The organism is Kitasatospora sp. NPDC059577, from assembly GCF_042735475.1.
Lineage (GTDB): Bacteria > Actinomycetota > Actinomycetes > Streptomycetales > Streptomycetaceae > Kitasatospora.
In genome coordinates this window covers 63,042-86,681 of record NZ_JBHWBZ010000028.1, presented here as the reverse complement: position 1 = coordinate 86,681, position 23,640 = coordinate 63,042, and the positions used below count along the sequence as shown (strand labels likewise).

General features: G+C 73.8%; 22 protein-coding genes. 15 read left to right on the top strand and 7 right to left on the bottom strand.

The features are described from left to right. The first annotated feature begins 86 nt into the window (after positions 1-86). A complete protein-coding gene (locus ACFV0O_RS22355) occupies positions 87-1,052 on the top strand; it encodes an alpha/beta fold hydrolase (RefSeq protein ID WP_380344465.1) in 966 nt (321 codons plus the stop codon). Positions 1,053-1,129: 77 nt separating this feature from the next. Here ACFV0O_RS22355 and ACFV0O_RS22350 read toward each other — a convergent pair whose 3' ends face one another. The 4 genes from ACFV0O_RS22350 to ACFV0O_RS22335 all read right to left on the bottom strand — a co-directional run bounded on the left by ACFV0O_RS22350 (position 1,130) and on the right by ACFV0O_RS22335 (position 4,952). Next, a complete protein-coding gene (locus ACFV0O_RS22350; protein WP_380344463.1) occupies positions 1,130-1,642 on the bottom strand; it encodes a hypothetical protein in 513 nt (170 codons plus the stop codon). 78 nt (positions 1,643-1,720) lie between these two features. Beyond that, the gene (locus ACFV0O_RS22345) at positions 1,721-3,223 is read right to left on the bottom strand and encodes a VWA domain-containing protein (RefSeq protein WP_380344460.1); all 1,503 of its coding nucleotides are present in this window, start codon (positions 3,221-3,223) and stop codon (positions 1,721-1,723) included. Then, positions 3,220-4,113, bottom strand: coding sequence for an AAA family ATPase (locus tag ACFV0O_RS22340; RefSeq protein ID WP_380344457.1), 894 nt, complete (start codon positions 4,111-4,113; stop codon positions 3,220-3,222). The genes ACFV0O_RS22345 and ACFV0O_RS22340 overlap by 4 nt, the downstream gene beginning before the upstream one ends. 170 nt (positions 4,114-4,283) lie before the next feature. Beyond that, entirely contained in the window at positions 4,284-4,952 is a 669-nt protein-coding gene (locus tag ACFV0O_RS22335) for a Tat pathway signal sequence domain protein (protein WP_380344455.1), read from the bottom strand. Between the two features lie 469 nt (positions 4,953-5,421). Between ACFV0O_RS22335 and ACFV0O_RS22330 the strand changes: the two genes are divergently transcribed. From ACFV0O_RS22330 to ACFV0O_RS22320, 3 genes are all read left to right on the top strand, one after another. Then, complete coding sequence (locus ACFV0O_RS22330; protein ID WP_380344452.1) at positions 5,422-6,228, top strand: TetR/AcrR family transcriptional regulator; 807 nt, start codon at positions 5,422-5,424, stop codon at positions 6,226-6,228. A 139-nt stretch (positions 6,229-6,367) separates the two neighbouring features. Continuing rightward, positions 6,368-7,021: a DUF6230 family protein gene (locus ACFV0O_RS22325; protein ID WP_380344449.1), complete on the top strand. Its 654-nt coding sequence runs from the start codon at positions 6,368-6,370 to the stop codon at positions 7,019-7,021. A gap of 2 nt (positions 7,022-7,023) precedes the next feature. Further along, positions 7,024-7,569 carry a DUF6114 domain-containing protein gene (locus ACFV0O_RS22320; protein WP_380344446.1) on the top strand — a complete coding sequence of 182 codons (546 nt, stop codon included), beginning with the start codon at positions 7,024-7,026 and terminating at the stop codon, positions 7,567-7,569. A gap of 93 nt (positions 7,570-7,662) precedes the next feature. On the opposite strand, the gene ACFV0O_RS22315 is transcribed toward ACFV0O_RS22320, so the two are convergent. Continuing rightward, positions 7,663-8,778, bottom strand: coding sequence for an NAD(P)-dependent alcohol dehydrogenase (locus ACFV0O_RS22315; protein WP_380344443.1), 1,116 nt, complete (start codon positions 8,776-8,778; stop codon positions 7,663-7,665). Positions 8,779-8,980: 202 nt separating this feature from the next. Between ACFV0O_RS22315 and ACFV0O_RS22310 the strand changes: the two genes are divergently transcribed. After that, complete coding sequence (locus ACFV0O_RS22310; protein WP_380344440.1) at positions 8,981-9,913, top strand: helix-turn-helix domain-containing protein; 933 nt, start codon at positions 8,981-8,983, stop codon at positions 9,911-9,913. A gap of 106 nt (positions 9,914-10,019) precedes the next feature. Further along, entirely contained in the window at positions 10,020-11,282 is a 1,263-nt protein-coding gene (locus tag ACFV0O_RS22305) for a globin domain-containing protein (protein WP_380344437.1), read from the top strand. 25 nt (positions 11,283-11,307) lie between these two features. Here the strand turns inward: ACFV0O_RS22305 and ACFV0O_RS22300 are convergent, their stop codons facing one another. After that, complete coding sequence (locus tag ACFV0O_RS22300; protein ID WP_380344434.1) at positions 11,308-12,711, bottom strand: selenium-binding protein SBP56-related protein; 1,404 nt, start codon at positions 12,709-12,711, stop codon at positions 11,308-11,310. Between the two features lie 278 nt (positions 12,712-12,989). Here ACFV0O_RS22300 and ACFV0O_RS22295 point away from each other — a divergent pair, with 278 nt between their 5' ends. The 8 genes from ACFV0O_RS22295 to ACFV0O_RS22260 all read left to right on the top strand — a co-directional run bounded on the left by ACFV0O_RS22295 (position 12,990) and on the right by ACFV0O_RS22260 (position 20,213). Further along, positions 12,990-13,961, top strand: a complete 972-nt coding sequence (locus ACFV0O_RS22295; protein WP_380344431.1) for an alpha/beta hydrolase — start codon at positions 12,990-12,992, stop codon at positions 13,959-13,961. A gap of 62 nt (positions 13,962-14,023) precedes the next feature. Then, positions 14,024-14,821: a spermidine synthase gene (locus ACFV0O_RS22290; protein WP_380344494.1), complete on the top strand. Its 798-nt coding sequence runs from the start codon at positions 14,024-14,026 to the stop codon at positions 14,819-14,821. 113 nt (positions 14,822-14,934) lie between these two features. Further along, entirely contained in the window at positions 14,935-15,864 is a 930-nt protein-coding gene (locus tag ACFV0O_RS22285) for a class I SAM-dependent methyltransferase (RefSeq protein ID WP_380344429.1), read from the top strand. A gap of 136 nt (positions 15,865-16,000) precedes the next feature. Then, complete coding sequence (locus ACFV0O_RS22280; RefSeq protein ID WP_380344425.1) at positions 16,001-17,158, top strand: anion permease; 1,158 nt, start codon at positions 16,001-16,003, stop codon at positions 17,156-17,158. Next, a complete protein-coding gene (locus ACFV0O_RS22275) occupies positions 17,155-17,400 on the top strand; it encodes a hypothetical protein (RefSeq protein WP_380344422.1) in 246 nt (81 codons plus the stop codon). The genes ACFV0O_RS22280 and ACFV0O_RS22275 overlap by 4 nt, the downstream gene beginning before the upstream one ends. Before the next feature lie 368 nt (positions 17,401-17,768). Then, positions 17,769-18,437, top strand: coding sequence for a DedA family protein (locus ACFV0O_RS22270; protein ID WP_380344419.1), 669 nt, complete (start codon positions 17,769-17,771; stop codon positions 18,435-18,437). A 134-nt stretch (positions 18,438-18,571) separates the two neighbouring features. Then, positions 18,572-19,243 carry an O-methyltransferase gene (locus tag ACFV0O_RS22265; protein WP_380344416.1) on the top strand — a complete coding sequence of 224 codons (672 nt, stop codon included), beginning with the start codon at positions 18,572-18,574 and terminating at the stop codon, positions 19,241-19,243. A 70-nt stretch (positions 19,244-19,313) separates the two neighbouring features. Further along, on the top strand, positions 19,314-20,213 hold the full coding sequence (locus ACFV0O_RS22260) for a Gfo/Idh/MocA family protein (protein WP_380344413.1): 900 nt from the start codon (positions 19,314-19,316) through the stop codon (positions 20,211-20,213). Between the two features lie 19 nt (positions 20,214-20,232). On the opposite strand, the gene ACFV0O_RS22255 is transcribed toward ACFV0O_RS22260, so the two are convergent. Continuing rightward, positions 20,233-21,342, bottom strand: coding sequence for a hypothetical protein (locus ACFV0O_RS22255; RefSeq protein ID WP_380344410.1), 1,110 nt, complete (start codon positions 21,340-21,342; stop codon positions 20,233-20,235). Positions 21,343-21,531: 189 nt separating this feature from the next. Between ACFV0O_RS22255 and ACFV0O_RS22250 the strand changes: the two genes are divergently transcribed. Beyond that, positions 21,532-23,541: a transglycosylase domain-containing protein gene (locus ACFV0O_RS22250; protein WP_380344407.1), complete on the top strand. Its 2,010-nt coding sequence runs from the start codon at positions 21,532-21,534 to the stop codon at positions 23,539-23,541. Positions 23,542-23,640 lie beyond the last annotated feature (99 nt).

Sequence of the window (23,640 nt, the reverse complement as noted above, 5' to 3'; positions counted from 1 at the left end):
ACGGATCCGGAAACCTCCGGGGTTCCCCGGCCGCCGGGCTGGGCAGGGGTCGGACGGACACCCACGAAACGACCAGGGAGCCGGAGTTGATCGAGGCCGTCAAGCACAGCGACATCGAGGTGAACGGGGTGCGGCTGCACCTGGCCGAGCAGGGGGAGGGGCCGCTGGTCCTCCTGCTGCACGGCTTCCCGGAGAGCTGGTACTCCTGGCGGCACCAGTTCGGGCCGCTCGCCGAGGCCGGCTACCGGGTGGTCGCGCCGGACCAGCGCGGCTACGCCCGCAGCGAGCAGCCGGAGAGCGTGGACGCGTACAGCCTGCTGCACCTGGTCGGCGACGTCACGGCGCTGATCGGGGCGCTCGGCGCGGAACGCGCGGTCGTGGTCGGACACGACTGGGGCGCCCCGGTGGCCTGGGCCACCGCGGCGCTGCGCCCGGACCTGGTGCGCGGCGTCGCCGGGCTGAGCGTGCCGCCGCTGCCGTCCGGGCCGACGCCGCTGGCGCAGTCCCGGGAGAGGTTCGGCGAGGGCTTCTACCAGATCTACTTCCAGGAGCCGGGCCGGGCCGACGCCGAGCTGGCGGCCGACCCGAAGTCCGCGTTCCGCCGCGTCCTCGGCGGCACCTACCCGGACGGGGAGCCGAAGCCGTGGGTCGTCCCGGAGGGCCTGAAGCTGCTGGACACCGTCCCGGAGCCGGAGCGGCTGCCGGCCTGGCTCACCGAGGAGGACATCGAGGCGTTCGCCGCCGACTACGCCCGGCACGGCGCCCGCGCCTTCACCGGCGGGCTCAACTGGTACCGCAACATCGACCGGAACAACGAGCTGATGGCGGCGTTCGCCGGCCGGCGGATCGAGGCGCCCGCGCTGTACGTCACCGGTGAGCAGGACCTGGTGAACGCCATGGTCACCCGCGAGGTGGTGGCGTATCTGCTGCAGCAGGTGACGCCCCGGCTGCACCGGCACGTCCGGCTCCCGGGGACGGGGCACTGGACGCAGCAGGAGCGCCCGGCCGAGGTCAACGCGGCGCTGCTGGACTTCCTGGGGTCGCTGGACTGAGGGCCGGGCGTCCCGGGCGTCCCCGGTGTCCCGGGCGGCCGACACGGCCGCCCGGGACGCCCACCCCGGGGACCGCGTCAGGTCCCGGCGGGGGGCTCGGCGGGCGGGAGGGCGGTCAGCGGGTCCTCGGCGTGGTGGACGGCGTGGGCGAGCGAGCGCTCGTAGTCGGTGCGGGGGAAGACGAACGGTCCGACGGCCAGGTCGCCCCAGGCGGGGCGGCGGGGCTGGCGGAAGGCGGACCAGGTGACCGTGTCGGCCGTGGCCGTGATGCGGGTGAGCAGGGGCCAGCACTCCCAGATGCCGCAGGGGCAGCCCAGGACGGCGGTCGCCCCCGTCGCGCGGTCCCGGACCTCCGGAGCCGCGTCGCCGAGGAAGTGGCGTCCCGGTGAGCCGAGTTCGGCCTCCGTCAGGCCGCCGTACTGGTGGAGCAGGAAGTCCTCCACGGCTTCCGGGGTCCGCTCGTCGGGGTTGCCCTCCTGCTGCCACCGGGGGCGGGTGGCGTCCGCGGCGTGGACCCGCAGGTCGGCGCCGTCGACGCGCAGGCCCCACAGCCGGGTGGACGTGTACGTGAAGAACTGGACACTGTGCACGGGGACATCCTCCCGGGTGGCGGGAGCGGGCCCGCGTCCGGGGCGGGTGCGTGGTCTCCGGCGCACCGGTGGTGCGGCTCAGACCGGCAGCAGGCGGCCGATGAGTTCGCCGAGGCGGCGGGCGTTGCGGCAGGAGTGCATCTCCACGACGTCGGCGTAGGCGGGGGCGGCGGAGTCGCCAGTGGGCCAGCGGGAGGGCTCCTCCGGGTTGAGCCAGATGACCCGGCGGGCCCGGGCGGCGATCCGGCGCAGGGCGTCGAGGTTCGGGTCGCGGTGGTTGGTGCGGGCGTCGCCGAGAACCAGGACGCAGGTGCGCGGGCCGACCGCGTCGAGGTGGTGCCCGGCGAAGTCGCCGAGGGCGGAGCCGTAGTCGCTGTTGCCGTGGTGGCCCGTCACCTTGGCCCCGGTGAGGATCCGGGCGGCGAGGCGGGCCGGATCGTCGCCGGCCCCGAGCAGGTCGGTGACCTCGGCGGTGCGGTTGACGAAGGCGAACACCCGGACCTTGCTGAACTGTTCGCTCATCGCCTGCACCAGCAACATGGTGAAGTCGGCGAAGCCCGCCACGGAGCCGGAGACGTCGCAGAGCAGCACCAGCTCCGGGCGGGCCGGCCGGCGCAGGCGGTGGACCGGGCGCAGCGGTACGCCGCCGGTGCCCAGGGAGCGGCGCAGGGTGCGACGCAGGTCGATGTGGCCGCGGGCGGCGCGGCGGCGGCGGGCGGCGAGCCGGGTGGCGAGCTTGCGGGCCAGCGGGTGGACGGTGCGGCGCAGTTCGGCGAGCTGGTCGCGGCCGGCGTAGAGGAAGTCGATCCGGTCGACGGTCGGGGCGACGGCGCGTTCGGCGATCCGCTCGGCGCCGCGCAGTTCGGCGACCCGGCGGCGGGCCTCGCCGGTGACCAGGGCGCGGAAGTCCCGGATGCGGCGCCGGACCTCGTCGGCGAGGACGAGGTCGGACAGGTCGGTCGCGGAACCGGCGGTGCGCAGGGCGGCGAGGATCCGGGCGAGCAGCGTCTCGGGGGAGAGCCGGCCGAGCGCCTGGTGGGCGGACCAGCCGTCGGAGCCGGGCGTGCTGCCCGCGCCGTAGCGGCCGAAGGCCTCCACGACCTCGCCGGCGAGCCGGGCCTGGGCGGCGCGGTCGTCGGCGGCGAGGGCGGCGGCGAGGCGGTCGCGCAGGTCGTCGCGGAGCGGGTCGGGGCGGCCGAAGCGCGGCGGCTCGGGGTCGTCGGGGACGGGCAGCGGGTCCGCACGGACGGCTTCGGGGGTGCCGACGCCGAGGGGGAAGAACAGGTCGAAGGTCGCGTCGAAGACCGTCCGCTGGGTCTCGGAGCGCAGCAGGGCGGCGGCCAGTCCGGCCCGCATCCGCTCGCGGTCGGCGAAGCCGAGGACGTCGAGGACGGCGGCGGCGTCCACGGTCTCCGCGGGGCCGATCCGCAGGCCGTGGCCGCGCAGGGCGCGGACCAGGCCGGTGAGGCGGGCGGCGGTGTCGGCCGGCGGGGCTTGGGCCGGCGCGGGTGCGGAGGGCCCGGGTGCGGTCGGCTGGAGCGCGGCCGGCGCGGCTCCGGTCGGGCGGGGCTCGGCGGTCATGCGAGGGTGAGCTTCCGGGAGGCCTTCCGGATGTCGTCCTGGTGCTTGAGGATCACCCCGAGGGTGTCCCGGACGGCGGCCTCGTCCAGGGTGTCCGCGCCGAGGGCGAGCAGGGTGCGGGCCCAGTCGATGGTCTCGGCGACGGACGGGGCCTTGCGCAGGTCCATCGCGCGCAGCGCGCCGACGACCCGCACCAGCGAATCGGCCAGGGTCTCGTCCAGCCCGGGCACCTTGAGCCGGACGATGCGGCGCTCCAACTCGGCTTCCGGGTAGTCGAGGTGGAGGAAGAGGCAGCGGCGGCGCAGCGCCTCGGAGAGGTCGCGGGTGGCGTTGGAGGTGAGCAGCACGAAGGGGCGGCGGCTCGCGGTGATGGTGCCGAGTTCGGGGACGGTGACCTGGAAGTCGCTGAGCACCTCCAGGAGCAGCGCCTCGACCTCGACGTCGGCCTTGTCCATCTCGTCGATCAGCAGCACCGTCGGTTCCTCGCCGCGGATGGCGGTGAGGAGCGGGCGGGTGAGCAGGAACTCCTCGCCGAAGATGTCGCCGCGGGCCTCCTCCCAGCCCTCCTCGCGGCCGGCGGTGATCCGCAGCAGCTGCTTGGCGTGGTTCCACTCGTAGAGCGCGCGGGCCTCGTCGATGCCCTCGTAGCACTGGAGCCGGACCAGCCGGGCCCGTCCGATCGCGGCCACGGCCTTGGCGAGTTCGGTCTTGCCGACCCCGGCCGGGCCCTCGACCAGCAGCGGCTTGCCGAGCCGGTCGGCCAGGAACACGGTGGTGGCGACGGCCGTGGAGGCGAGGTAGCCGGTGGCGGCGAGCTGTTCGGCGGTGTCCGTGACCGAGGTGAAGAAACCCGTGCTGTTCGTCGCGTTGCCGTTGCCGTCGTTGCCCATGTGCCGCCCCGTTCCGCTTCGTCGTCTGCGTGCGGCGCCACCCTACCGGCCGGTCACTTCCGTGTCCCGGCGTCCCGCGCGGGCACGGCCGGGCGGCGTACGGCGTGGTGCCGGTGCCGTACGCCGCCGTGGTCGGGGTGGGGCTGTCCGTCAGCGGGCGGTGGGGACCGTCAGTTGACGTAGAGGGCGGGGCTGCCGGCGACGGAGGTGTCGGTGACCGGGCCGTACGTGGCGCTGAACCAGCCGGTCGAGAAGCACAGGCCGGGGCCGGAGACCAGCGTGAAGGGCTGCGCGGAGAAGCCGATCGTGTTGCCGGTGTTCGAGGTGGTGCCGTTGATCCCGGTGCTGTTCTGGTAGTTGCAGGTGATGCTGCCCAGGATGGTGCCGAGGACGACGGTGGTGCCCATCGCGCCGGCCGCGCCGGGGGTGAGCTTGACCGGGTTGCCGGGGGCGTCGCTGACCGTGTTGGTGAACGGCAGGTTGGTGACGGTGATGCTCTTGACGCTCGTGACGCCGAGGACGTTGGAGGTGCAGGAGCCGAAGGTCTGGGTGTTGAGCTGCTCGACGGCGCTGCCCGGCGCGGCCGGGTTGGAGGTGACGGTCGCCGAGAAGGAGGAGGCGGCGCACTTGATGCCGCTCGTCCCGGTGGCGCTGTTGTAGAAGGTCGCGTAGCTGCCGGAGACCAGGTTGGCGGTGATGACGTCGCCGACGGCGACGGCCGGGCCGGTCGGGCTGCCCGTGGTCAGTACGGCGGTGGCGGCCTCGGCGGGTGCCACGGCCGCACCGGTGAGGGCGAGTGCGGTGAGGGCGGCGGTGGCGAGGGTGCGACGGATGCGCATGAGGGTACCTCTCTCCGTCCGGGGGACGGGTGGGGGAATCCCGGCGTGCGGGTGTGGTGGTGTGCACGGCGGGGAAGTGCATGGCGTACCGGAGGCTCCGGCGGGGCCGCGGTGCGGGCGGGCCCGGCGCCACGGGCCCGCTCGTGCGGCTCGGCTGTACGGCCGTGAGGCGGTTCGGCTGCAGGGCCGTCGGGCCGTGCGGCGGTTCGGCGGTGCGGAACACAGCGGCACTGCCCGGCGGCGCTGCGCCGGGCCGGTGCGGACGTGCGGTGCTGTGGGGGTGCACGTCGGCGGCTGCCACCGCCGCGGGCCTGCGCCCGCCGTGGTCCCGTGGCCCGGGTGGTGCGTCCGGACCGGGGGAGCCCCTGGAGGTCGACCGGTGGGGGCCTGCTCGTCCACCGGTTGGAAACCTGTCAGTGTTGTAAACCCGGTGTTGCGTCAATGTCAATACAGGACACAGGAGTTGGTGATGGAACGGAACTACCTCCGGAGTGCCGACACGGTCCTGCTGCCGGGCGCGCGGACCGGCCGCGATCCCGCCCGGTCGATCAAGCCCGGCCCGCGCCGGCAGCCCGCAGGCGTGGTCGCCGCGACCCAGCGCGAACGGCTGCTGGACGGGCTGGTCCGGACCGTCGCCGAACGCGGCTACCAGCACGCGACGGTGAGCGACATCTGCCGGGCGGCGGGCGTGACCAGGCCGGTCTTCTACGAGCTGTTCAGCGGCAAGGAGGACGCCTTCCTCGCCGCGCACCGCTACGGCACCGGGGTGGTGCTCCGGCGGATGGCGGCGGCGTTCGCGGCCGAATCCGACTGGTGCCACGGGATCCGGCAGGCGCTCGGTGCGATGCTCCAACTGCTCGCCGGGACACCGGCGTTCGCGACCATGGCGGTGATCGAGATCGAGGCGGTCGGCCCGGAGGGGCGCCGTGAGCGCGATCAACTCCTCACCAGGTTCCGGGCGTTCTTCGCCGAGGCGCCCCAACTCCCGTGCGGAATTACGGTGGACGAGCTGGTGGACGCCGTGGTCGGCGGCGTGTACAGCGCGATCCACCGCCGGATCGACTCCGGCCGCACCGATCAACTGCCGGAGCTGTTACCCGTGTTGAGCATGTTCTGCCTGGCACCGTTCCTCGGCCCGGCAGAGGCCGCCGAACGGCTCGGGGTGGCGGGAATGGCCGAGCGGCTGGGCCTGGCCGAGGCGCCGGAACGGGTCGAGGCCGGGATCGGTGAAGATCCTTCGTGCACCCGTATTGACCCGGCCAATACCGGGCAGTAGCTTCCCAGTTACTTACCGCGCTCCGACCGGACCCGCCCCGCTGCCGAGGGGCGGGCGGCCCGTTCGGGCCGCGGAACGCTGTCCGCGCCAGGACAACGTGCCAGTGCCTGCACACCCAATCCACCCACAGGGAGCACACATGGCCATGTCCGAGGACGCCGCCGCGGCGGCCGGGACCCCACAGCCGGTCGGGCCCAGAAGAGGCCGGGTACGGCTCAAGCGCACCGCCCTGATGGCCGTGCCGGCGATCGCCGCCGGGGGCGTCCTGATGGCGCTCACCGCCCAGGGCGTGCTCGCCGCGCAGTTCTCCATCTCCGGCATGCCGTTCACCATCACCGCCGACAAGCTCGACGGCAAGGGCTTCGCCCAGTTCGGTTCGCTGGACTCGATGATCCCCGACAGCCCCAACGCGGGCTCCACCGGCGGCCAGGTGCTGGTCGCGGTGTCGGCGATCAAGAGTGCCGAGATCACCAACCTGTGCCAGAGCGTCGACCTCGGCGGCATCAACCTGGTGATCCACGCGGGCGACGGCGGCACCCCCGTCAGCGCCTCCAACCTCACCACCGACTCCGATCTCCTGTCCGGCGACGCGGAGTTCACCAACATCGAGATCGGCGGCGACGCCAGCACCTTCGACAAGGCCGGCCCGGTCGGCAAGGGCAACCCGGGCGTCTTCGGCCAGCAGGCCGACACCGTCGTGCTGACCCACCTCAAGCAGCACAACTACGCGAGCACCGCCGTCGGGTTCAAACTGCCCAACCTGCGGCTGAGCTTCGGCTCCCAGGGCTGCTGAGCATGACGGAGTCCGTACCGGAGCCGGCCGGGACCGGTGGGGGCGTCGGGGCGCGGGCCGAGGGGGTGGCGGCCGAGGGGACGGCCACCGCGCCCGGCACCGCCGCCGCGACCGCCGACGGTGCCGAGCCCGCCGCCCGCCCGGTCAAGCGCGACTGGCGGGGCCGGCGACCGTTCTGGGGCGGGCTGCTGGTGCTGCTCGGCGGCGCCGAGATCCTGTTCACCCTGCGGGCCCCGCTGCCCGTCGTCCTGCACATCGGGATGCAGGGGCTGGCCGGGTACCTGGTGCCGGCGGTGATGGTGCTGTGCGGCCTGCTGATCCTGTTCAACCCGGCACAGCGGCTGTTCTACTCCGTCCTCGCCGTGCTGGCCGCACTGGCCAGCTGGGTCACCTCCAACCTGGGCGGCTTCCTGATCGGGATGCTGCTCGGGGTGGTGGGCGCCTGCCTCACCTTCGGCTGGCTGCCCGACCAGCCGCTGCGCCGGGGCCGGCAGCGGCGGCTGGACCGCCGCGAGGAGCGGCGGACGGCGAAGACGGCCTCGGTGTGACGCGGGTGCCCCGCGCCCTGGTGACGGGAGAGCACCGGGGCGCGGGGCACTTCGCGGTCGTGCGGGGGCACCTCGCGGTCGTGGGGCGGTCCGTCAGATGGTCGAGGCGTCGATCACGAAGCGGAACCGGACGTCGCCGTCCAGCACCCGCTGGTAGGCCTCGTTGATCTGCTCGGCCCGGATCAGCTCGATCTCGGCCGTGATGCCGTGCTCACCGCAGAAGTCCAGCATCTCCTGGGTCTGCGGCAGCCCGCCGATCATCGACCCGGCCAGCGAGCGGCGGCCGCTGAGCAACGCGTGGGCGTTCACCGACACCGGCTTCTCCGGCGCGCCGACCTGCACCATGGTGCCGTCGACCCGCAGCAGGCCCAGGTAGGCGCTGAGGTCGAGGTCGGCGGAGACGGTGTTGACGATCAGGTCGAAGCTGCCCGCCAGCTCGCTGAACGTCGCCGGGTCGGAGGTGGCCCGGTAGTGGTCGGCGCCGAGCTTCAGCCCGTCCTCGCGCTTGCGCAGCGACTGGCTGAGCACGGTGACCTCCGCGCCCATCGCGTGGGCGAGCTTGACGCCCATGTGGCCGAGGCCGCCGAGGCCCACGATCGCGACCTTCTTGCCCGGGCCGGCGCCCCAGTGCGCGAGCGGCGAGTACAGCGTGATGCCCGCGCACAGCAGCGGGGCGGCGGCGTCCAGCGGCAGGCTGTCGGGGATGCCCAGCGCGTACGCCTCGTCCACGACCAGCTCCGCGGAGTAGCCGCCGTAGGTCGGCAGGCCGTCGCGGCCCGTGCCGTTGTAGGTGAAGACGGCGCCGCCCTCGCCGGTGCAGTACTGCTGCAGACCGGCACGGCAGTTGTCGCACTCGCGGCAGGAGTCGACGAAGCAGCCGACGCCGACCCGGTCGCCGACCTTCCAGCGGGTCACGCCGGGGCCGGTCTCGCTGACCACGCCGGCGATCTCGTGGCCCGGGACCATCGGGAAGATGCCGGTGCCCCAGTCCTCGCCGACCTGGTGGATGTCGGAGTGGCAGATGCCGGAGAACCTGATGTCGATCACGATGTCGTGCTCGCCCACGGCCCGGCGGGTGACGGTGGTCTTCGCCAGCGGGGCGTCCGGCTGCTGCGCCGCGTAGGCGGCGACGGTGCGGGTGGTACCGGCGGTGGTGCTCGTGGTGCTCGTCGTGGTGGCGGCCGTGGTGTTCGTCGTCTCGTTCGTCATGCCCCCAAGCCTGCGGCGGGCCGGTCGGCCCAACCAGACCAGAGATCAACGTACGAAGCCGGGACGTAGGGGAGCGGGACGTAGGCGGGCCGGACGTAGGCGCGGCGGACGTAGGCGGGCCGGACGTACGACCACGGAACGTACGCACGGCAGTATCACCCTCGCCCGCCCCGCGGCGCCGTGGCGCCCGCATACTGCAGACATGGACCAGCGCACCGAACTCAGCGAGTTCCTCCGATCCCGCCGCGCCCGCCTGCGGCCCGAGGACGTGGGCCTGCGGGACACCACGACCCGGCGCCGGGTGCCCGGGCTGCGCCGCGAGGAGCTGGCCCAGCTCGCCGGAGTCAGCACCGCCTACTACACCCGGCTGGAACAGGGCCACGGCGAGAACGTCTCCGCCGCCGTGCTGGACGCCATCGCCCGCGTCCTGCGGCTCGGCTCCGCCGAGCGCGAGCACCTCGGCCGGCTCACCAAGCCGCCCCGCCGCCGCTCCGGCCGGGCCGCCGCCCGGATCCAGCGGGTCCGGCCCGCGCTGCAGCAGCTGCTGGACGCCATGGAGGGCGTGCCCGCGTACGTGCTCGGCCGGCGCCTGGACATCATCGCCTGGAACCGGCTCGGCACCGCCCTGCTGGGCGACTTCGCCACGATGCCGCCCGAGCAGCGCAACATGGCCTGGCACGTCTTCCTCGACCCGGCCGCGCGCGAGCTCTACCAGGACTGGGAGGGCAAGGCCAGCGACGTCGTCGGCATCCTGCGGCTGGACGCCGGACGCGACCCGGACGACCCCCACCTCGCCTCGCTGATCGGTGAACTCTCCGTCAAGAGTGAGGACTTCAGGCGTCTGTGGGCCACCCACAACATCCAGGACAAGGGCCACGGCACCAAGCAGCTGCACCACGCCGTGGTCGGCGGGCTGAGCCTGCAGTACGAGACCCTGCGCCCGGCCGGGGAACCCGACCAGGTGCTCGTCGCCTACCACGCCGAACCGGGCTCCGGCTCGGCCGAATCGCTGCGACTGCTGGCGAGTTGGGCGGCAACCGAGTTCCAGGCGGGCCCGTCCGAGCGGACGGCCGGACCGAGTGCCGGTTCGTCCGCCGGTGCGCCTGCCGGTCCGTCCGCCGAACAGTCCCGGTAGCGGTCCCGGTAGCGGTCCCGCTTGGCAAGGGGTCGATGGTCCCGGGTCCGTTCGGGGCGATCGACCCTTCTCGCGTTCGGCGACAGCGCAGTTGACTGGGCATGACATGGACAACAGCAGCAGCACGCACCTTGCCACCGGCACCGCCACCGCCGAGTACGACCGGCTGATCGCCCGCCACCACGCGATGCGCCTACGACGCCGACTCCTCGTCCCGTCCTCCTCCCCGGGCGGCGACCCCGGGTACGGCGCCGACGGCGACGACCCCGGGTACGGCGGCTACGACGGCGCAGCCGACCAGCACCTGATCCGGCGCGACCTCGACCGGATCGCCCCGCTCTCCGAGCTGATCGACCACCTCTACGCGGTCATGTTCCGCCACCGCCCGTACCTGCGCCCGCTCTTCCCCGCCTCGATGGAGTTCCAGCGGGCCCATCTGGAACGGATCTTCCGCCACCTCGTCGACCACCTCCACCACCCCGCCGAACTGGGCCGGATGCTCCGCCAACTCGGCCGTGACCACCGGAAACTGGGTGTCCGACCGGTCCACTACGAGGCCTTCGAGGAAGCCCTGTGCGAGGCCATCCGGTACCGGGCCGGCGAGCACTGGACCGAGGAGCTGGAAGCCGCCTGGGTGCGGATGATCCGCTTCGCCGTCGGTGCGATGGTCGCCGGCGCCGACTCCGCGCTCACCGAACCCCCGTACTGGCACGCGGTGGTGACCGGCCACGAGCGCCGCCGACCCGACCTCGCCGTGCTGCGGGTGCGCACCGGCGAACCGTACCCGTACCGGGCCGGACAGTACGGCACCGTCGAGCACCCGGCGCTGCCGCACACCTGGCGGCAGTACTCGATGGGCTGCGCCCCGCGCGCCGACAACGAGCTGGAGTTCCACGTCCGCCGCACCGGCCCCGACGGGGTCAGCGCCGCCCTGGTCGAACACACCGCCGTCGGCGACCGGCTGCGCCTCGGCCCGCCGCGCGGCAGCCTGCTGCCCGACGGCGACGCCCGCGACCTGCTGCTGGTCGCGGGCGGCACCGGGCTCGCCCCGATGAAGGCGATCGTCGAACAGCAGGCCGCCCACCGCCCGGCCGGCCGACGGGTCCACCTCTTCGTCGGTGCCCGGGACCGCGGCGACCTCTACGACTGGCGGGCAATCGCCGAACTCGGTCTGCACAAGCCGTGGTTGACCCTCACGCCGGTCACCGCCGGCCGCCTCGCCGACGCCGTCGCGGCGGCCGGGGACTGGCGCGACCACCTGGCCTGCGTCAGCGGCCCGGTCGGCATGGTCGCCTCCGTCCGCGGCCGGCTCGTCTCCGCCGGACTCCCGCTCGGGCAGGTCCGGTACGACCAGGCGCTGCAGCGGTAGCCCGAATCGGCCTGCGGGAAGGGAGTCAGCGGAAGCAGTAGGAGTCCGAGGAGGCGTCACCGCCCGCGAGGTGGGTCTGGTGCACGCGCAGCCCCCGGAAGTCCGCGCCGTGCGGGAAGAAGCGCTCGTCGATGCTCAGCCCGCCCGCCTCCGGGTCGGCGTCCAGCTTGACGATCCAGGGCTCGATGCCGTCCGGGTAGACCTGGTCGTCCCAGGAGCCGTAGAGGGAGTTGGTCAGGTACAGCCGCCGGCCGTCCCGGCTGATCTCCACCATCTGTGGCGCCCCGCTCAGCGGCCGGCCCGGCTCGGCCGGGTGCGGGGTGCGGGCGGCGACCCCGCCGAGGCGCACCGACGAGGCCAGGCGGGGGTGGAACGGGTCCGAGACGTCGTACTGGAACAACTCGCCCGTCCCCCAGGCCGACACGTACAGCCAGCGGTCGTCCACCGACAGGTTGATGTCGGTGACCAGCGGCGGCACCGCACCGAACGGCTGCAGCGCCGGCGGCAGGTCCTCGGCCTTGGCCGGCTCGGCGGGGATCTCGATCACCTTGCGCGCGGTGAACGCGGGGCCGTCCCGGTACCAGAGCCAGACCGAGGAGGACAGGTCCTCGACGTTCGCCACCACCCCGGCGAACCCCCACTCCGCCTGCGGGTCGTGCGCCGGGCGCAGCTCCAGCACCATCTGGTACTGGTCGCCGAGGTCGATCCGCTGCAGGTGCCGCCCGGAGTCCAGCTCCCAGAAGTGCAGCGCGTGCCCGTACTTGCGGCCCAGCAGCAGCTCCGGCACCAGCCCGTCCTCGACCATCCACGGGGTGCCCCACTCGCTGGTGACGCCCACGTTGGTGCCGAGGTGCCACCAGACGTCGTACGCGAAGTTCTGCGGTCCGCGCTCGGTCTCCCAGGCGCGCAGCACGTCGAAGGTGGTGTGGTCGAGGATCGCCACCCCGCCCGGCCCGTCGGCCCCCGCACCGGTCCCCAGGCAGGAGAGGAAGACGCCGTCCGGGCCGCAGTGCAGGGTGTGCGGGCGCGAGTAGCCGGCCTTGGCGGCGAGCTCGGCGGCCTCGACGGTCTTCACCAGGCGCGGGCGCACCGGGTCCGGCCGGGTGTCCATCACGTGCAGCCGGGAGGAGCGCAGGCCGGGGAGCAGCAGGAAGCGCCGCTCCGGGTTCTCGTGGCAGGCGTGCGCCAGGGCGCTGGAGCAGGCGTTCCAGCCGAAGTGGTGCAACTCGTCGCCGAGGGTCGGGAGTTCGGCGAAGTTCAGGACCGTCCCGTAGCTGGCCGAGGCCGGGTCGGTGTCCACCGTGAGCAGAGCGTCCGGCCGCCGGGCCGACCGGTCGAACCCGGCCACGTACGCGAGCTTCTCCGGCGGCGCGGCCATCGCCTCGGACGCCGACCGGTAGAGCGACGGATCACTGTGCTCCTGCTGCATGCAAACTCCCCAACTCGCCTTGTCCGTGCGGGAAGCGTTCCACATCACCACCGGCGCACAGCAGGCGTACGAGGAGGGGCGGGGAGGCGCGGAGCGTACTCCGCGCCGGTGCACGACGGCGTGCGCGGCGGGGCCCTCCACGGCCCGCTCCGGTCGGCCGGCCGGGCCCGACCCGACCACCGCCGAGCGCCGCGCACCTACCGGCCGGTATCGTCATGGCCGGAACAGGTGGTCACCTGCCGGACCGGCAGGCGGAGCAGAGGATCGGTGCGGCGGCGATGGAGTTTCGGGAAGACATCCTGGGTGCCCCCTACGAGGCGGCGGAGCTGGACCTCCGCCCCGACGCCGAGGGCGAGGTGTGCGCGACTCTCGTACGGCGGCTGGTCCCCGGGGCGGAGCGGGCCGTCCTCTACATCCACGGGTACAACGACTACTTCTTCCAGACCAACCTGGCCGAGCACTACGCCGCGCTCGGCTTCTCGTTCTACGCGCTCGACCTGCGCAAGTACGGCCGCTCGCTGCGCCCGCACCAGTCGCCGAACTTCGTGCAGAGCCTCTCTGAGTACGACGAGGAGATCGACGAGGCGGTGCGGATCATCCGCGAGGCGGACGGGCACCGGCAGCTGCTGCTGAACGGGCACTCGACCGGCGGGCTGGTGGCCGCGCTGTGGGCGGGGCGGGGCGCCGGGCGCGGCCTGGTGGACGGGCTGTTCCTCAACTCGCCGTTCCTGTCGATGCCGACCTCGCAGGCCGTCCGGACCCTGGGCGGGCCGGCCGTGACGGCGATCGGGCGGCTGGCACCGACCCGGGTGCTGCCGTCGACGCTGAACCCGCACTACACGCACAGCCTGCACAAGGACCACCGGGGCGAGTGGGACTTCGACCTGACCCTGAAGCCCGCCGAGGGCTTCCCGCTGTTCGCGGGCTGGCTGTCGGCGATCCACCAGGGGCACCGGCGGCTGCGGCAGGGGCTCGGGATCGACGTGCCGGTGCTGCTGATGGCGTCCACCAGGTCCATCGCCACCACCACGTGGCACAACGCCCTGCACCACGCGGATGCGGTGCTGCGCGCCGACGACATCGCCGCGCAGGGGCCGAGGCTCGGCCGGCACGTCACGATCGTGCGGATCGAGGGCGGCATGCACGACCTGGTGCTGTCCGGTGAGAAGGCCCGCACCCAGGTCTTCGCCGAGCTGGACCACTGGCTGGAGGCCTACCTGGACGTGCGGCCGGTCGGGGACCGCGCGTGACCTCCGAGCACGACGAGCCGGTGCCGGTCGGTCGGCGGACCGACCTCGGCTTCGCCAAACTCATGCCGGACATCGACCGGAACGGCGCCTGGCTGCTCACCCTGGACGGGACCCCGCAGTCGTACGTCGACCTGGCCGACCCGACGCACCTGGAGTTCGAGTACACCCGGCGCCTCGGACACCTCGCCGACGCACTCGCCCCGGCCGGCCGCCCGCTGGACGTGCTGCACCTGGGCGGCGGCGCGCTCACCCTGCCCCGCTACCTGGCCGCGACCCGGCCCGGCTCGCGGCAGCGGGTGGTCGAGGTGGACGGGCCGCTGCTGGAACTGGTGGAGGAGCACCTGCCCTGGCGTGGCACGCCCGGCGCGGACGTCTCGGCGACCGTCGGCGACGCCCGGGCCGCCCTCGCCGACGTCCCGGCGGGCTCGCAGGACCTGGTGGTCGCGGACGTCTTCCACGGCTCGCGCACCCCGGCGCACCTGACCTCGGTGGAGTTCGTCCGCCTCGCCGCGGCCGTGCTGCGCGAGGGCGGCTGCTACGCGGCCAACCTGGCGGACGGCCCGCCGCTGGCGTTCGCCCGGGCGCAGGCGGCGACGGTGCGGGCGGTGTTCCCGTACGTCTGCCTGGTGGCGGAGGCGTCGGTGCTGCGCGGACGGCGGTACGGCAACGTGCTGCTGGCCGGTTCGTCGGCGCCGCTGCCGGAGGCGGAGCTGGCCCGGCTGTTCGCGGGCGACGTCTTCCCGGCCCGGCTGGTGGCGGGCGACGACCTGGCGGCCCTGGCCGGCCGCACCGCGCCGGTCACGGACGCGGACGCCACCGACTCCCCGCCCCCGCCGGACGGCGCGTTCAGCGTCGGCTGACCGGGCCCGCAGGCCCGCGCGTCGGGCCGGGCACGTCCGTCCGGCGGGTGTCAGAATCGGCGGGTTCACGACCGAGCGCGCTGCGCGCGCGGGGCACGTCGAAGGAGCGAGCGATGACTGGCGGCGCGGAGCGGCCCGAGCCGGTGGAACGACCCGGGGCGGCGAAGCGGCCCGAGCTGGCGGCGGTGCCGGAGACGGCGCTGTGGACGCTGTACCAGCGTGCCGCCGAGGCCCGCCGGCCGGACGCGGTGCTGCACGATCCCGAGGCCGTCGGCCTGGTCGACCGGATCGACTACCCGTTCGCCGAGCGGTTCGGCACCAGCGGCGCCCAGGCGCAGTTCCAGGCGCTGAGGGTGGCCTGCTTCGACCGCGAGGTGGCGGACTTCCTGGTGCGGGAGCCGCGCGGCACCGTCGTCTGCCTGGGGGAGGGCCTGGAGACGCAGTACTGGCGGGTCGACAACGGGCGGGCCCGGTGGCTCACCGTGGACCTGCCCGAGTCGGTGGCACTGCGGGAGGAACTGCTCCCGCCGGGGCCGCGGCAGCGGTACCTGGCCGCCGACGCGACCGGGCTCGGGTGGGCCGCCGAGGTGGACCGCAGCCGTCGGGTACTGATCACCACGCAGGGCCTCCTGATGTACCTCCCGCCGGCTCGGGTGAAGGCCCTGATCGCGGGCTGCGCCGAACTGTTCCCGGGCGGCTCGATGGTGCTGGACGCCGTGCCGCGGTGGTTCAGCCGGCTCACCCTCAGCGGCAGGATGCGCATCCGCGGCTACCAGGTGCCCCCGATGCCGTGGGCGATGGACGCGGGTGAGCGGGGCAAACTGGGCACGGCGAGTCCGGCGGTGGCCGCGGTGCGGGACGTCCGGCCGACCGGCGGACGCGGGCTGGTCGGTGCCCTGCTGCCGCTGGCGACGAGGATCCCGCCGCTGGCGACCCGCCGTCCCTCGATCACCGTCCTGGAGTTCGCCGAGCGGCCCGAACAGCCAGGGCGGCCCGAACAGCCCGAGCGGCCCGAGCGGCCCGAGCAGCCCGAGCGGTCATAGCCGTCGGGCTGCCGCCCGGCCGAAGCGGCACCACCGTGCGACCCCGTTGGTCCGACGGGATGGCGGCGCCCCGTGGCCCGGCGCGCCGGGGTGTCGCCGGACCGGGCCCGTCCCGCTCCGGGCTAGGTTCGGGTCCGTGACCGGCAACAACGCGGTCCTGGCGTTGATGGTCGTCACGGCGCTGGGCTTCGACTTCACCAACGGCTTCCACGACACCGGCAACGCGATGGCGACCTCGATCGTCACCGGAGCCCTCCCGCCGCGCGTCGCGGTGGCGGTCTCGGCGCTGCTGAACCTGGCCGGAGCGTTCCTGTCGACCGCCGTGGCGGCAACCATCGCCAACGGCCTGGTCGACAGCCAGGACGTGACCCTGACCGTGGTCTGCGCCGGCCTGACCGGCAGCATCCTGTGGAACCTGACCACGTGGTTCCTCGGGATCCCGTCCAGTTCCTCGCACGCACTGATCGGCGGGGTGATCGGCGCCACGGCCGCGGCGGCGGGCGCCTCGGCCGTCAAGTGGCAGGGCCTGGTCTCCAAGGTGATCGTGCCCGCGGCACTGTCGCCGTTCATCGCCGGCGCCGTGGCCGTGGCCGGTACGGTCCTGGTCTACCGGATCACCCGTGACGTGGCCGAACGCCCGCGCGGGCACGGCTTCCGGCTCGGCCAGATCGGCTCGGCCTCCATGGTCTCGCTCGCCCACGGCACCAATGACGCGCAGAAGACCATGGGCGTCATCACCCTGGCCCTGATCGCCAACGGCAACCTGCAGAGCGGGGCGAAGGCACCGTCCTGGGTGATCGTCTCCTGCGCGCTGGCGATCGCCCTGGGCACCTACATCGGCGGCTGGCGGGTCATCCGGGCCCTGGGCAAGGGGCTGGTGGAGATCGAGTCGCCGCAGGGGATGGCCGCCGAGTCGGCCTCGGCCGCCGTGATCCTCTGCTCCACCGACTTCGGCTACTCGCTCTCCACCACGCACGTGGCCACCGGGTCGATCCTGGGCTCGGGGGTCGGGAAGAAGGGTGCCGTGGTGCGCTGGGGGATCGCCCGCCGGATGGTGACGGCCTGGCTGTTCACCCTGCCGGCCTCCGCGGTGGCCGGCGCGGTGGCCTACTGGACCGCGAACGGGATCGGCGGGACGGCCGGCGTGGTGGTGATCTTCGTCGTGCTGGTGCTGGCCTCGGTCGCCTTCTTCGCCGCCTCCCGCCATCCGGCGGTGACCCCGGAGAACGTCAACGCCGCGTGGACCGGTTCGCTGATCCCGGCGCCCGCCACCACGGACGAGGCGGCCTCGTGAACTCCTGGATCAACCTGAACGCGTTGTGGAGGATCGTCGTGGTGGGCCTGCTCACCGGCGCAGGCCTGCCCGCGCTGTTCGCCCTCGGGCTGCGCCTGCTCAACCCGCCGGGACCGGCCACCGAGCCGGGTGGGGACCGGCCCACCGCCGGGCCGGTCGGCCGCGTCCTGGCCGGACTGATCTTCGCGACGGTGCTCGCGGCGATCGGCTGGGGCATCTCCGTCATCGTCAACCACAGCTGACCGAGCGGTCACGGCTGCGGGTCGGCGTCGTCGTCCGTACCGCTCCGGGGTGTGGCCCCTCGCGGCGGACCGCGTCCCGTGCGGCGGCGGTTCCCGCCGCCCGAGGCACCGGGCACGGGGGTGTGAGGGGGCTCCGTCCGAGGTCAGGGGCACTTTGCCGAATCTTGAAGAAATGCCGGCCGGCCTGGAACCATGAGATGCGGCCGCACGTCGAAATCCACGGGGATCGGCCGGGGGGACAGGCCGCCCGGCACGTTACCCTGCCCTGAGGGGGAGCGGCGTCGTGCCGCCATCGGACAACTGCCGGGACCGGCGCGCTGCTCCACGGGGAGCGCGGCCGGTCCCGACCTGCCACGGAGGTGCTGGCCTTGCACATCGACGCCTGGATCGAGGGCATTCCACCGACCGCGGTGTACGCCGTGGTCGGTCTGATCATCCTCATCGAGTCGCTGGGTATCCCCTTGCCCGGCGAGATCGCCCTGGTCACGGCGTCGCTGATGGCGGTCAAGGGCGTGGTGAGCCCGTGGGGCGTCGCGGGCGTCGCGATCGCCGGTGCGATCATCGGCGACTCGATCGGCTACTCGATCGGGCGCAAGGGCGGCAAGCCGCTCTTCGAGAAGCTGGGACGCAAGTTCCCCAAGCACTTCGGGCCCTCGCACCTGGCCACCGCCGAGCGGTCGTTCCAGAAGTGGGGCATGTGGGCGGTCTTCTTCGGCCGGTTCATCGCCCTGCTGCGGATCTTCGCCGGTCCGCTGGCGGGTGCGCTGAAGATGCCGTACTGGAAGTTCCTGATCGCCAACGTGCTCGGCGGCGTGGTCTGGGCCGGCGGCACGACGCTGCTGGTCTACAAGGTGGGCAAGAGCATCGAGCCGTGGCTGGCCCGCTTCTCCTGGGCCGGTCTGGCGGCGGCGATCGTGATCGGCGGCCTGTCGGCCTGGATCATGAAGCGCCGGGCCGCGAAGACGCACGCCAGGATCGAGGCCGAGGAGGCCGCCGCGGCCGCCGCCACGGTCGCGAAGACCCCGGTCGCGGAGTGACGTCCGACTGACCGCGGACCGACCGCGACCCCCCACCGGGCGACGGAGAGCCACCAGCGACCGCCCCCGGAGCCATCGGGCCCCCGGAGTAGCATCGGCCGAGTACCTGCCGATCTTGCACTCCGGAGGGCCCGATGACCTTGCAGCCGACCTGGGACGCCGTGGACGCGTACTTCTCCGAGCAGCTGGTCGGGCACGACCCGGTGCTGGAAGGCGCGGCGGCCGCCGCCGACGCGGCCGGGCTGCCGAGGATCGCGGTGGCCCCCAACCAGGGCAAGCTGCTGCACCTGCTGGCACTGACCCAGGGCGCGCGGCGGATCCTGGAGGTCGGCACGCTCGGCGGCTACAGCGCGATCTGGCTGGCCAGGGCGCTGCCCGCGGACGGCACCCTGATCACCCTGGAGATCGACCCCCGGCACGCCGAGGTCGCCCGGGGCAATCTGGCCGCCGCCGGGCTGGAGGAGGTCGCCGAGGTCCGGCTGGGCCGGGCCGCCGACTCGCTGGCCGCGCTGGTCGAGCAGGGCGGGGAGCCCTTCGACCTGGTCTTCATCGACGCGGACAAGCCGAGCAACCCCGAGTACTTCCGCCGGGCGCTCCAGCTGACCCGGCCGGGCTCGCTGATCATCGTCGACAACGTGGTGCGCGGCGGCGCGGTCGCCGACGCGGACAGCACCGACCCGGCGGTGGTCGCCACCCGTGCCCTGCACGAGCTGATCGCGGCGGAGCCCCGGGTCACCGCGACCTCGGTGCAGACGGTCGGCAGCAAGGGCTACGACGGGTTCACCCTCGCCCGCGTGCGGGGCTGAGACCAGGGCCGTGGGCACGTGCGGGGCCGGGCGCCACGCACCACCGGGCAACACAACGAACGGAGACATCGTGCGGATCGGACTGCTGGGCACCGGACCCTGGGCGGAGCGGGTGCACGCGCCCGTGCTGGCGGACCACCCCGCAGTGGAGTTCGCCGGCGTCTGGGGCCGCCGCCCGGAGGCGGCCGAGGCCCTGGGCGCGGCCCACGGCGTGCCCGGGTACGCCGATCTGGACCGGCTGCTCGCCGACGTCGACGCGGTCTCGGTCGCCCTGCCCCCGTCGGTGCAGCCGGGCCTGGCGGTGCGCGCCGCCGAGGCCGGCTGCCACCTGCTGCTGGACAAGCCGGTCGCGCTGACCGTGCCGGACGCCCGGGCCGTCGCCGAGGCGGTGCGCGAGCACGCGGTCGCCTCGGTGGTGTTCTTCACGGTGCGCTTCGGCGGCCCGCAGATCCCGTGGCTCGACGAGCAGGCGGCCCGGGGCGGCTGGTACACCGGCCGCTCGGACTGGCTCGGCTCGGTGTTCGCGCCCGGCAGCTCCAGCCCGTACGCGGCCTCGCCCTGGCGCCTGGAGAAGGGCTCGCTGTGGGACGTCGGCCCGCACGCGGTCTCGGTGCTGCTGCCGGTGCTCGGTGACGTCACGCAGGTGACGGCGGTGGCCGGTCCGCTGGACGCCGTGCACCTGGTGCTGCGGCACGCCGGCGGCGCGTCCAGCACGCTCGCGCTCAGCCTGACCGCGCCGGTCGCGGCGGGCGGGACGGGCATGGAACTGCGCGGCGAGCACGGTGTGGTGCACCTGCCGGAGCGCGGCGAGGGCCCGCTCGCCGCCCTGCACCGGGCGCTGGACGCCCTGCGGTCCGCGGCGGCCACCGGTGAGCCGCACCCGTGCGGGGCCGACTTCGGGCTGCGGGTGGTGGAGATCCTCGCCGCGGCGGAGCGCTCGCTGGCCGGCGGCGGACCGGTGGAGGTCTGAGACCGGCCGGTCGGGCCGCTCACACCGGCGGCAGTGGCGGCCCGGAGGCCGTCGGGCGGCGGTCGGTGGGGCGGGTCGGTGGGATGACGGGCGCGCGGAAGTCGCGCGGGCCGGTCCAGAGCGCCGGGACGGCATCGCTGCGGCGGGCCAGTTCGTACGCCACCGCCTCGTAGTTGACGCGCCAGCCGTGGAAGTGCGCCCAGGCGTCCTCGACCGGGCGTTCGCGCGGGAAGCCGGCCGCGGTGATCATCGCGACCGCGCCCAGGAACTCGGCGTAGCTCAGCCGGATCGGGACGTCCGGGTCCGGGTCGGGGTCGAAGTCGACGCGCAGCGAGCGGGCGATGTCGCGCATCGCGGTGAACCCGGCGCGCAGGACCAGCCGGGCCTCGGGCGGGGACGTGCGCGGGCACAGGGCGAGGTGCAGCGCGGCGGCGTCCATCACCGAGATCAGGCCGACCACCCAGCTCCGGTTCGGCTGGGGGGAGCGGAAGGACAGCAGCACCGGGTAGTTGGAGTGGCTCTCGCCGATGTCGGCGGCCAGGCGCTCCCAGTCCCGGTACAGCTGGGGCAGCGCGGTCTCGGTGTCCACCAGGGACTGGCGGGCCAGCAGTTCGGGGCCCCAGGCGGGCTCGCCGGCCCGGGACTGCAGCAGCGTCACCTCGGTCTCGCGGCGCTGGTAGGCGGCGTAGAGGGTCGGCAGGTAGGAGATCTGCAGCGCGATCACCAGCGGGCCGCTGGCGGCGGCCATGAAGTCGATCGCGGACAGGTGCAGGCGGTCCCCGCTCGCGAAGCCCAGGGTGAAGAGACTGGACCCGGCCTCGCGGATGGCCACCGTCCAGTCGAGCTGGGACGTGCCGTGCAGCAGCAGCGTGTAAGCGACCAGCATCCCGCTGAGCCACACCGTGAGCATGCCCAGCAGGACCAGCGGCGCCAGCCAGGTGAGCGCCCGGTCCTGCGCGCGGTAGCCGCCGATCGGCGCGGCGGAGAGCCGGAGGACGGCGCGCAGGACCGTCCAGAGCCGGTTCACCAGGGACGAGTACAGCCCGCGCGGGACGACCAGGGTGCGCAGGATGCTGCCGACGACCAGCAGGAGCAGCAGCGCACCGATCACGGTGTGGATCAACCTCATGGCGCCATTCTGGCGGTCCGCGGGGCCGGCTGCGCCGGAGGTGTGCTCCCGCCGGGCCGTCGACCGGTGGCGGCTGACCTGACGTCACACGCGATATGACCATGATCACACCGATTTTCTGCGGCCCCGGCACGCTTCCCGTGACGTCTATCCCTACGGGGGGTCCACGAGCGAATCGGAGAGCGGACCGTGCGTGCACAGCGAGCTGGCGGGGCCGAGCAGGAGAAGCCCGGACGCCGACGATGGCGACCGCTGCGGCGGATCGACTACCCGCGCCGGGGCCGGGGCCGGATCCGCCGCTGGCTCCCGTCCTGGCGGCAGCTGCTCTCCGCCGCGGTACTGGTGATCGTGCCGCTGACCGGTTGGCTGGCCTGGTTCTTCGCGACGACCGAGGTCCCGGACGACCTGAACGCGTTCGCCACCCAGCAGAACAACGTCTACTTCTGGGCGGACGGCACCGAGATGGCCCGGGTCGGCGAGACCAACCGGCAGGAGGTGCCACTGGACCAGGTGCCGAAGCCGGTGCGGGGCGCCGTCCTGGCGGCCGAGAACGCGACCTTCTACTCCGATCCGGGCGTCTCGCTCAAGGGCATCGGCCGCGCGGTCTGGCAGATGGTCTCGGGCGGCGACACCCAGGGCGGTTCGACCATCACCCAGCAGTACGTCAAGAACATCTACCTGAACCAGCACCAGGACTACTCGCGCAAGCTCCGGGAAGCCGTCATCGCGATCAAACTGGACGACCGGATGACCAAGGGCGACATCCTGGCCGGCTACCTGAACACCAGCTGGTTCGGCCGCGGCAGCTACGGCATCGAACGGGCCGCGGCCGCGTACTACGGCAAGGACGTCTCGCAGCTCGACCCGAGCGAGGGCGCGTTCCTGGCGGCGCTGCTGAAGGGGGCCGGGCAGTACGATCCGGCGCTGAGCCAGGAGAACCGGGAGCGGGCCGAGGAGCGGTGGTCCTGGATCCTGGACCGGATGGTCGAGGTCGGACAGCTGTCCGCGGCCGAACGCGCCCGCTACACGGTGTTCCCCGAACCGAAGCCGCAGCCGAAGTCGGCCGGACTGGGCGGCCAGGTCGGGTACCTGGTGGACATGGCCAGGTCCTACGTGGAGACCCACAGCGACATCACCCAGGCCCAGCTGGACCTCGGCGGCCACCAGATCGTCACCACCTTCGAGAAGCCGAAGGTCGAGGCGCTCGCCGTCGCCGTCCAGGAGGCGACCAAGGGCCTCGACCCCGACAACCGCGAGGTCGACAAGCTCGTGAAGGTCGGCGCCGCGTCGGTGGCCCTCGACGGGAGGATCGTCGCGCTCTACGGCGGACCGAACTACCTGAAACAGGGCTTCAACAACGCCAACACCTCGACTGTGCCCGTCGGTTCGGCCTTCACCCCGCTGGTGTACGCCGCCGGGCTCAGCCAGGGCGTGCAACGCGAACGCGGCGGCAACCGGACCCCGGTGACACCCGCCACCCCCTACAACGGCGACAACGGCGTGAACGTGATGACCCCGGAGGGGCCGTACTGGGGGAGGGACGGCAAGATCGCCAAGACCGCCAACGACGGCAAGCGCAACTGGGGGCCGGTCACCCTGCGCGGTGCGGTCGAACAGTCCGTCAACGGGCCCATGATGCAGCTCGGCATGGACATCGGCCTCGACCGGGTGCAGAAGACCGCCACCGACCTCGGCCTGCTCCCCGGCAGCATGGGCGAACTGGTGCCCGCCTTCGGGGTCGGCAACTCCACGCCCAGCGCGATCAGGACCGCCGACGCGTACACCGCCTTCGCCGCCGGTGGCAGCCGCACCGACCCCTACTCGGTGCTCAGGATCACCCGCAACGGCGCCCCGCTCGCCCTGCAACTGCCTACCGCCGCACAGGCGTTGCCCGCGCCCGTGGCGGGCGAGGTGGACGCGGCGCTCAAGGGCGCGGTCCGCAACGGGAGCGCCGCGGCGGTGGCGGAAGCAGGCCCGGGCCTGGCCGCGAAGCCGGGCACGACCGCGGACCGCACCGCGGGGTGGACCGTCGGCTACGACGGGCAGCTGTCGACGGCGGTCACCGTGTTCCGGGCGGACCTGCGGGACATGAAGCTGCTCCCGCTGGAAGGCGTGGGCGGCGCCGCACCGGACACCCCGGACTCCGCGCTGCCGACGCGGATCTGGACGTCCTACATGAAGGCGGCGGGAGGGCGGTAGACGCCGGCCCCCGGGGGGGCGCGGCCCCCCCCCCGCCCCCCCCCGCCGGGAGGTTAATCAACCGGGCCGCCAGGGCCCCCGGGCGGGGGGGGCGCCGGG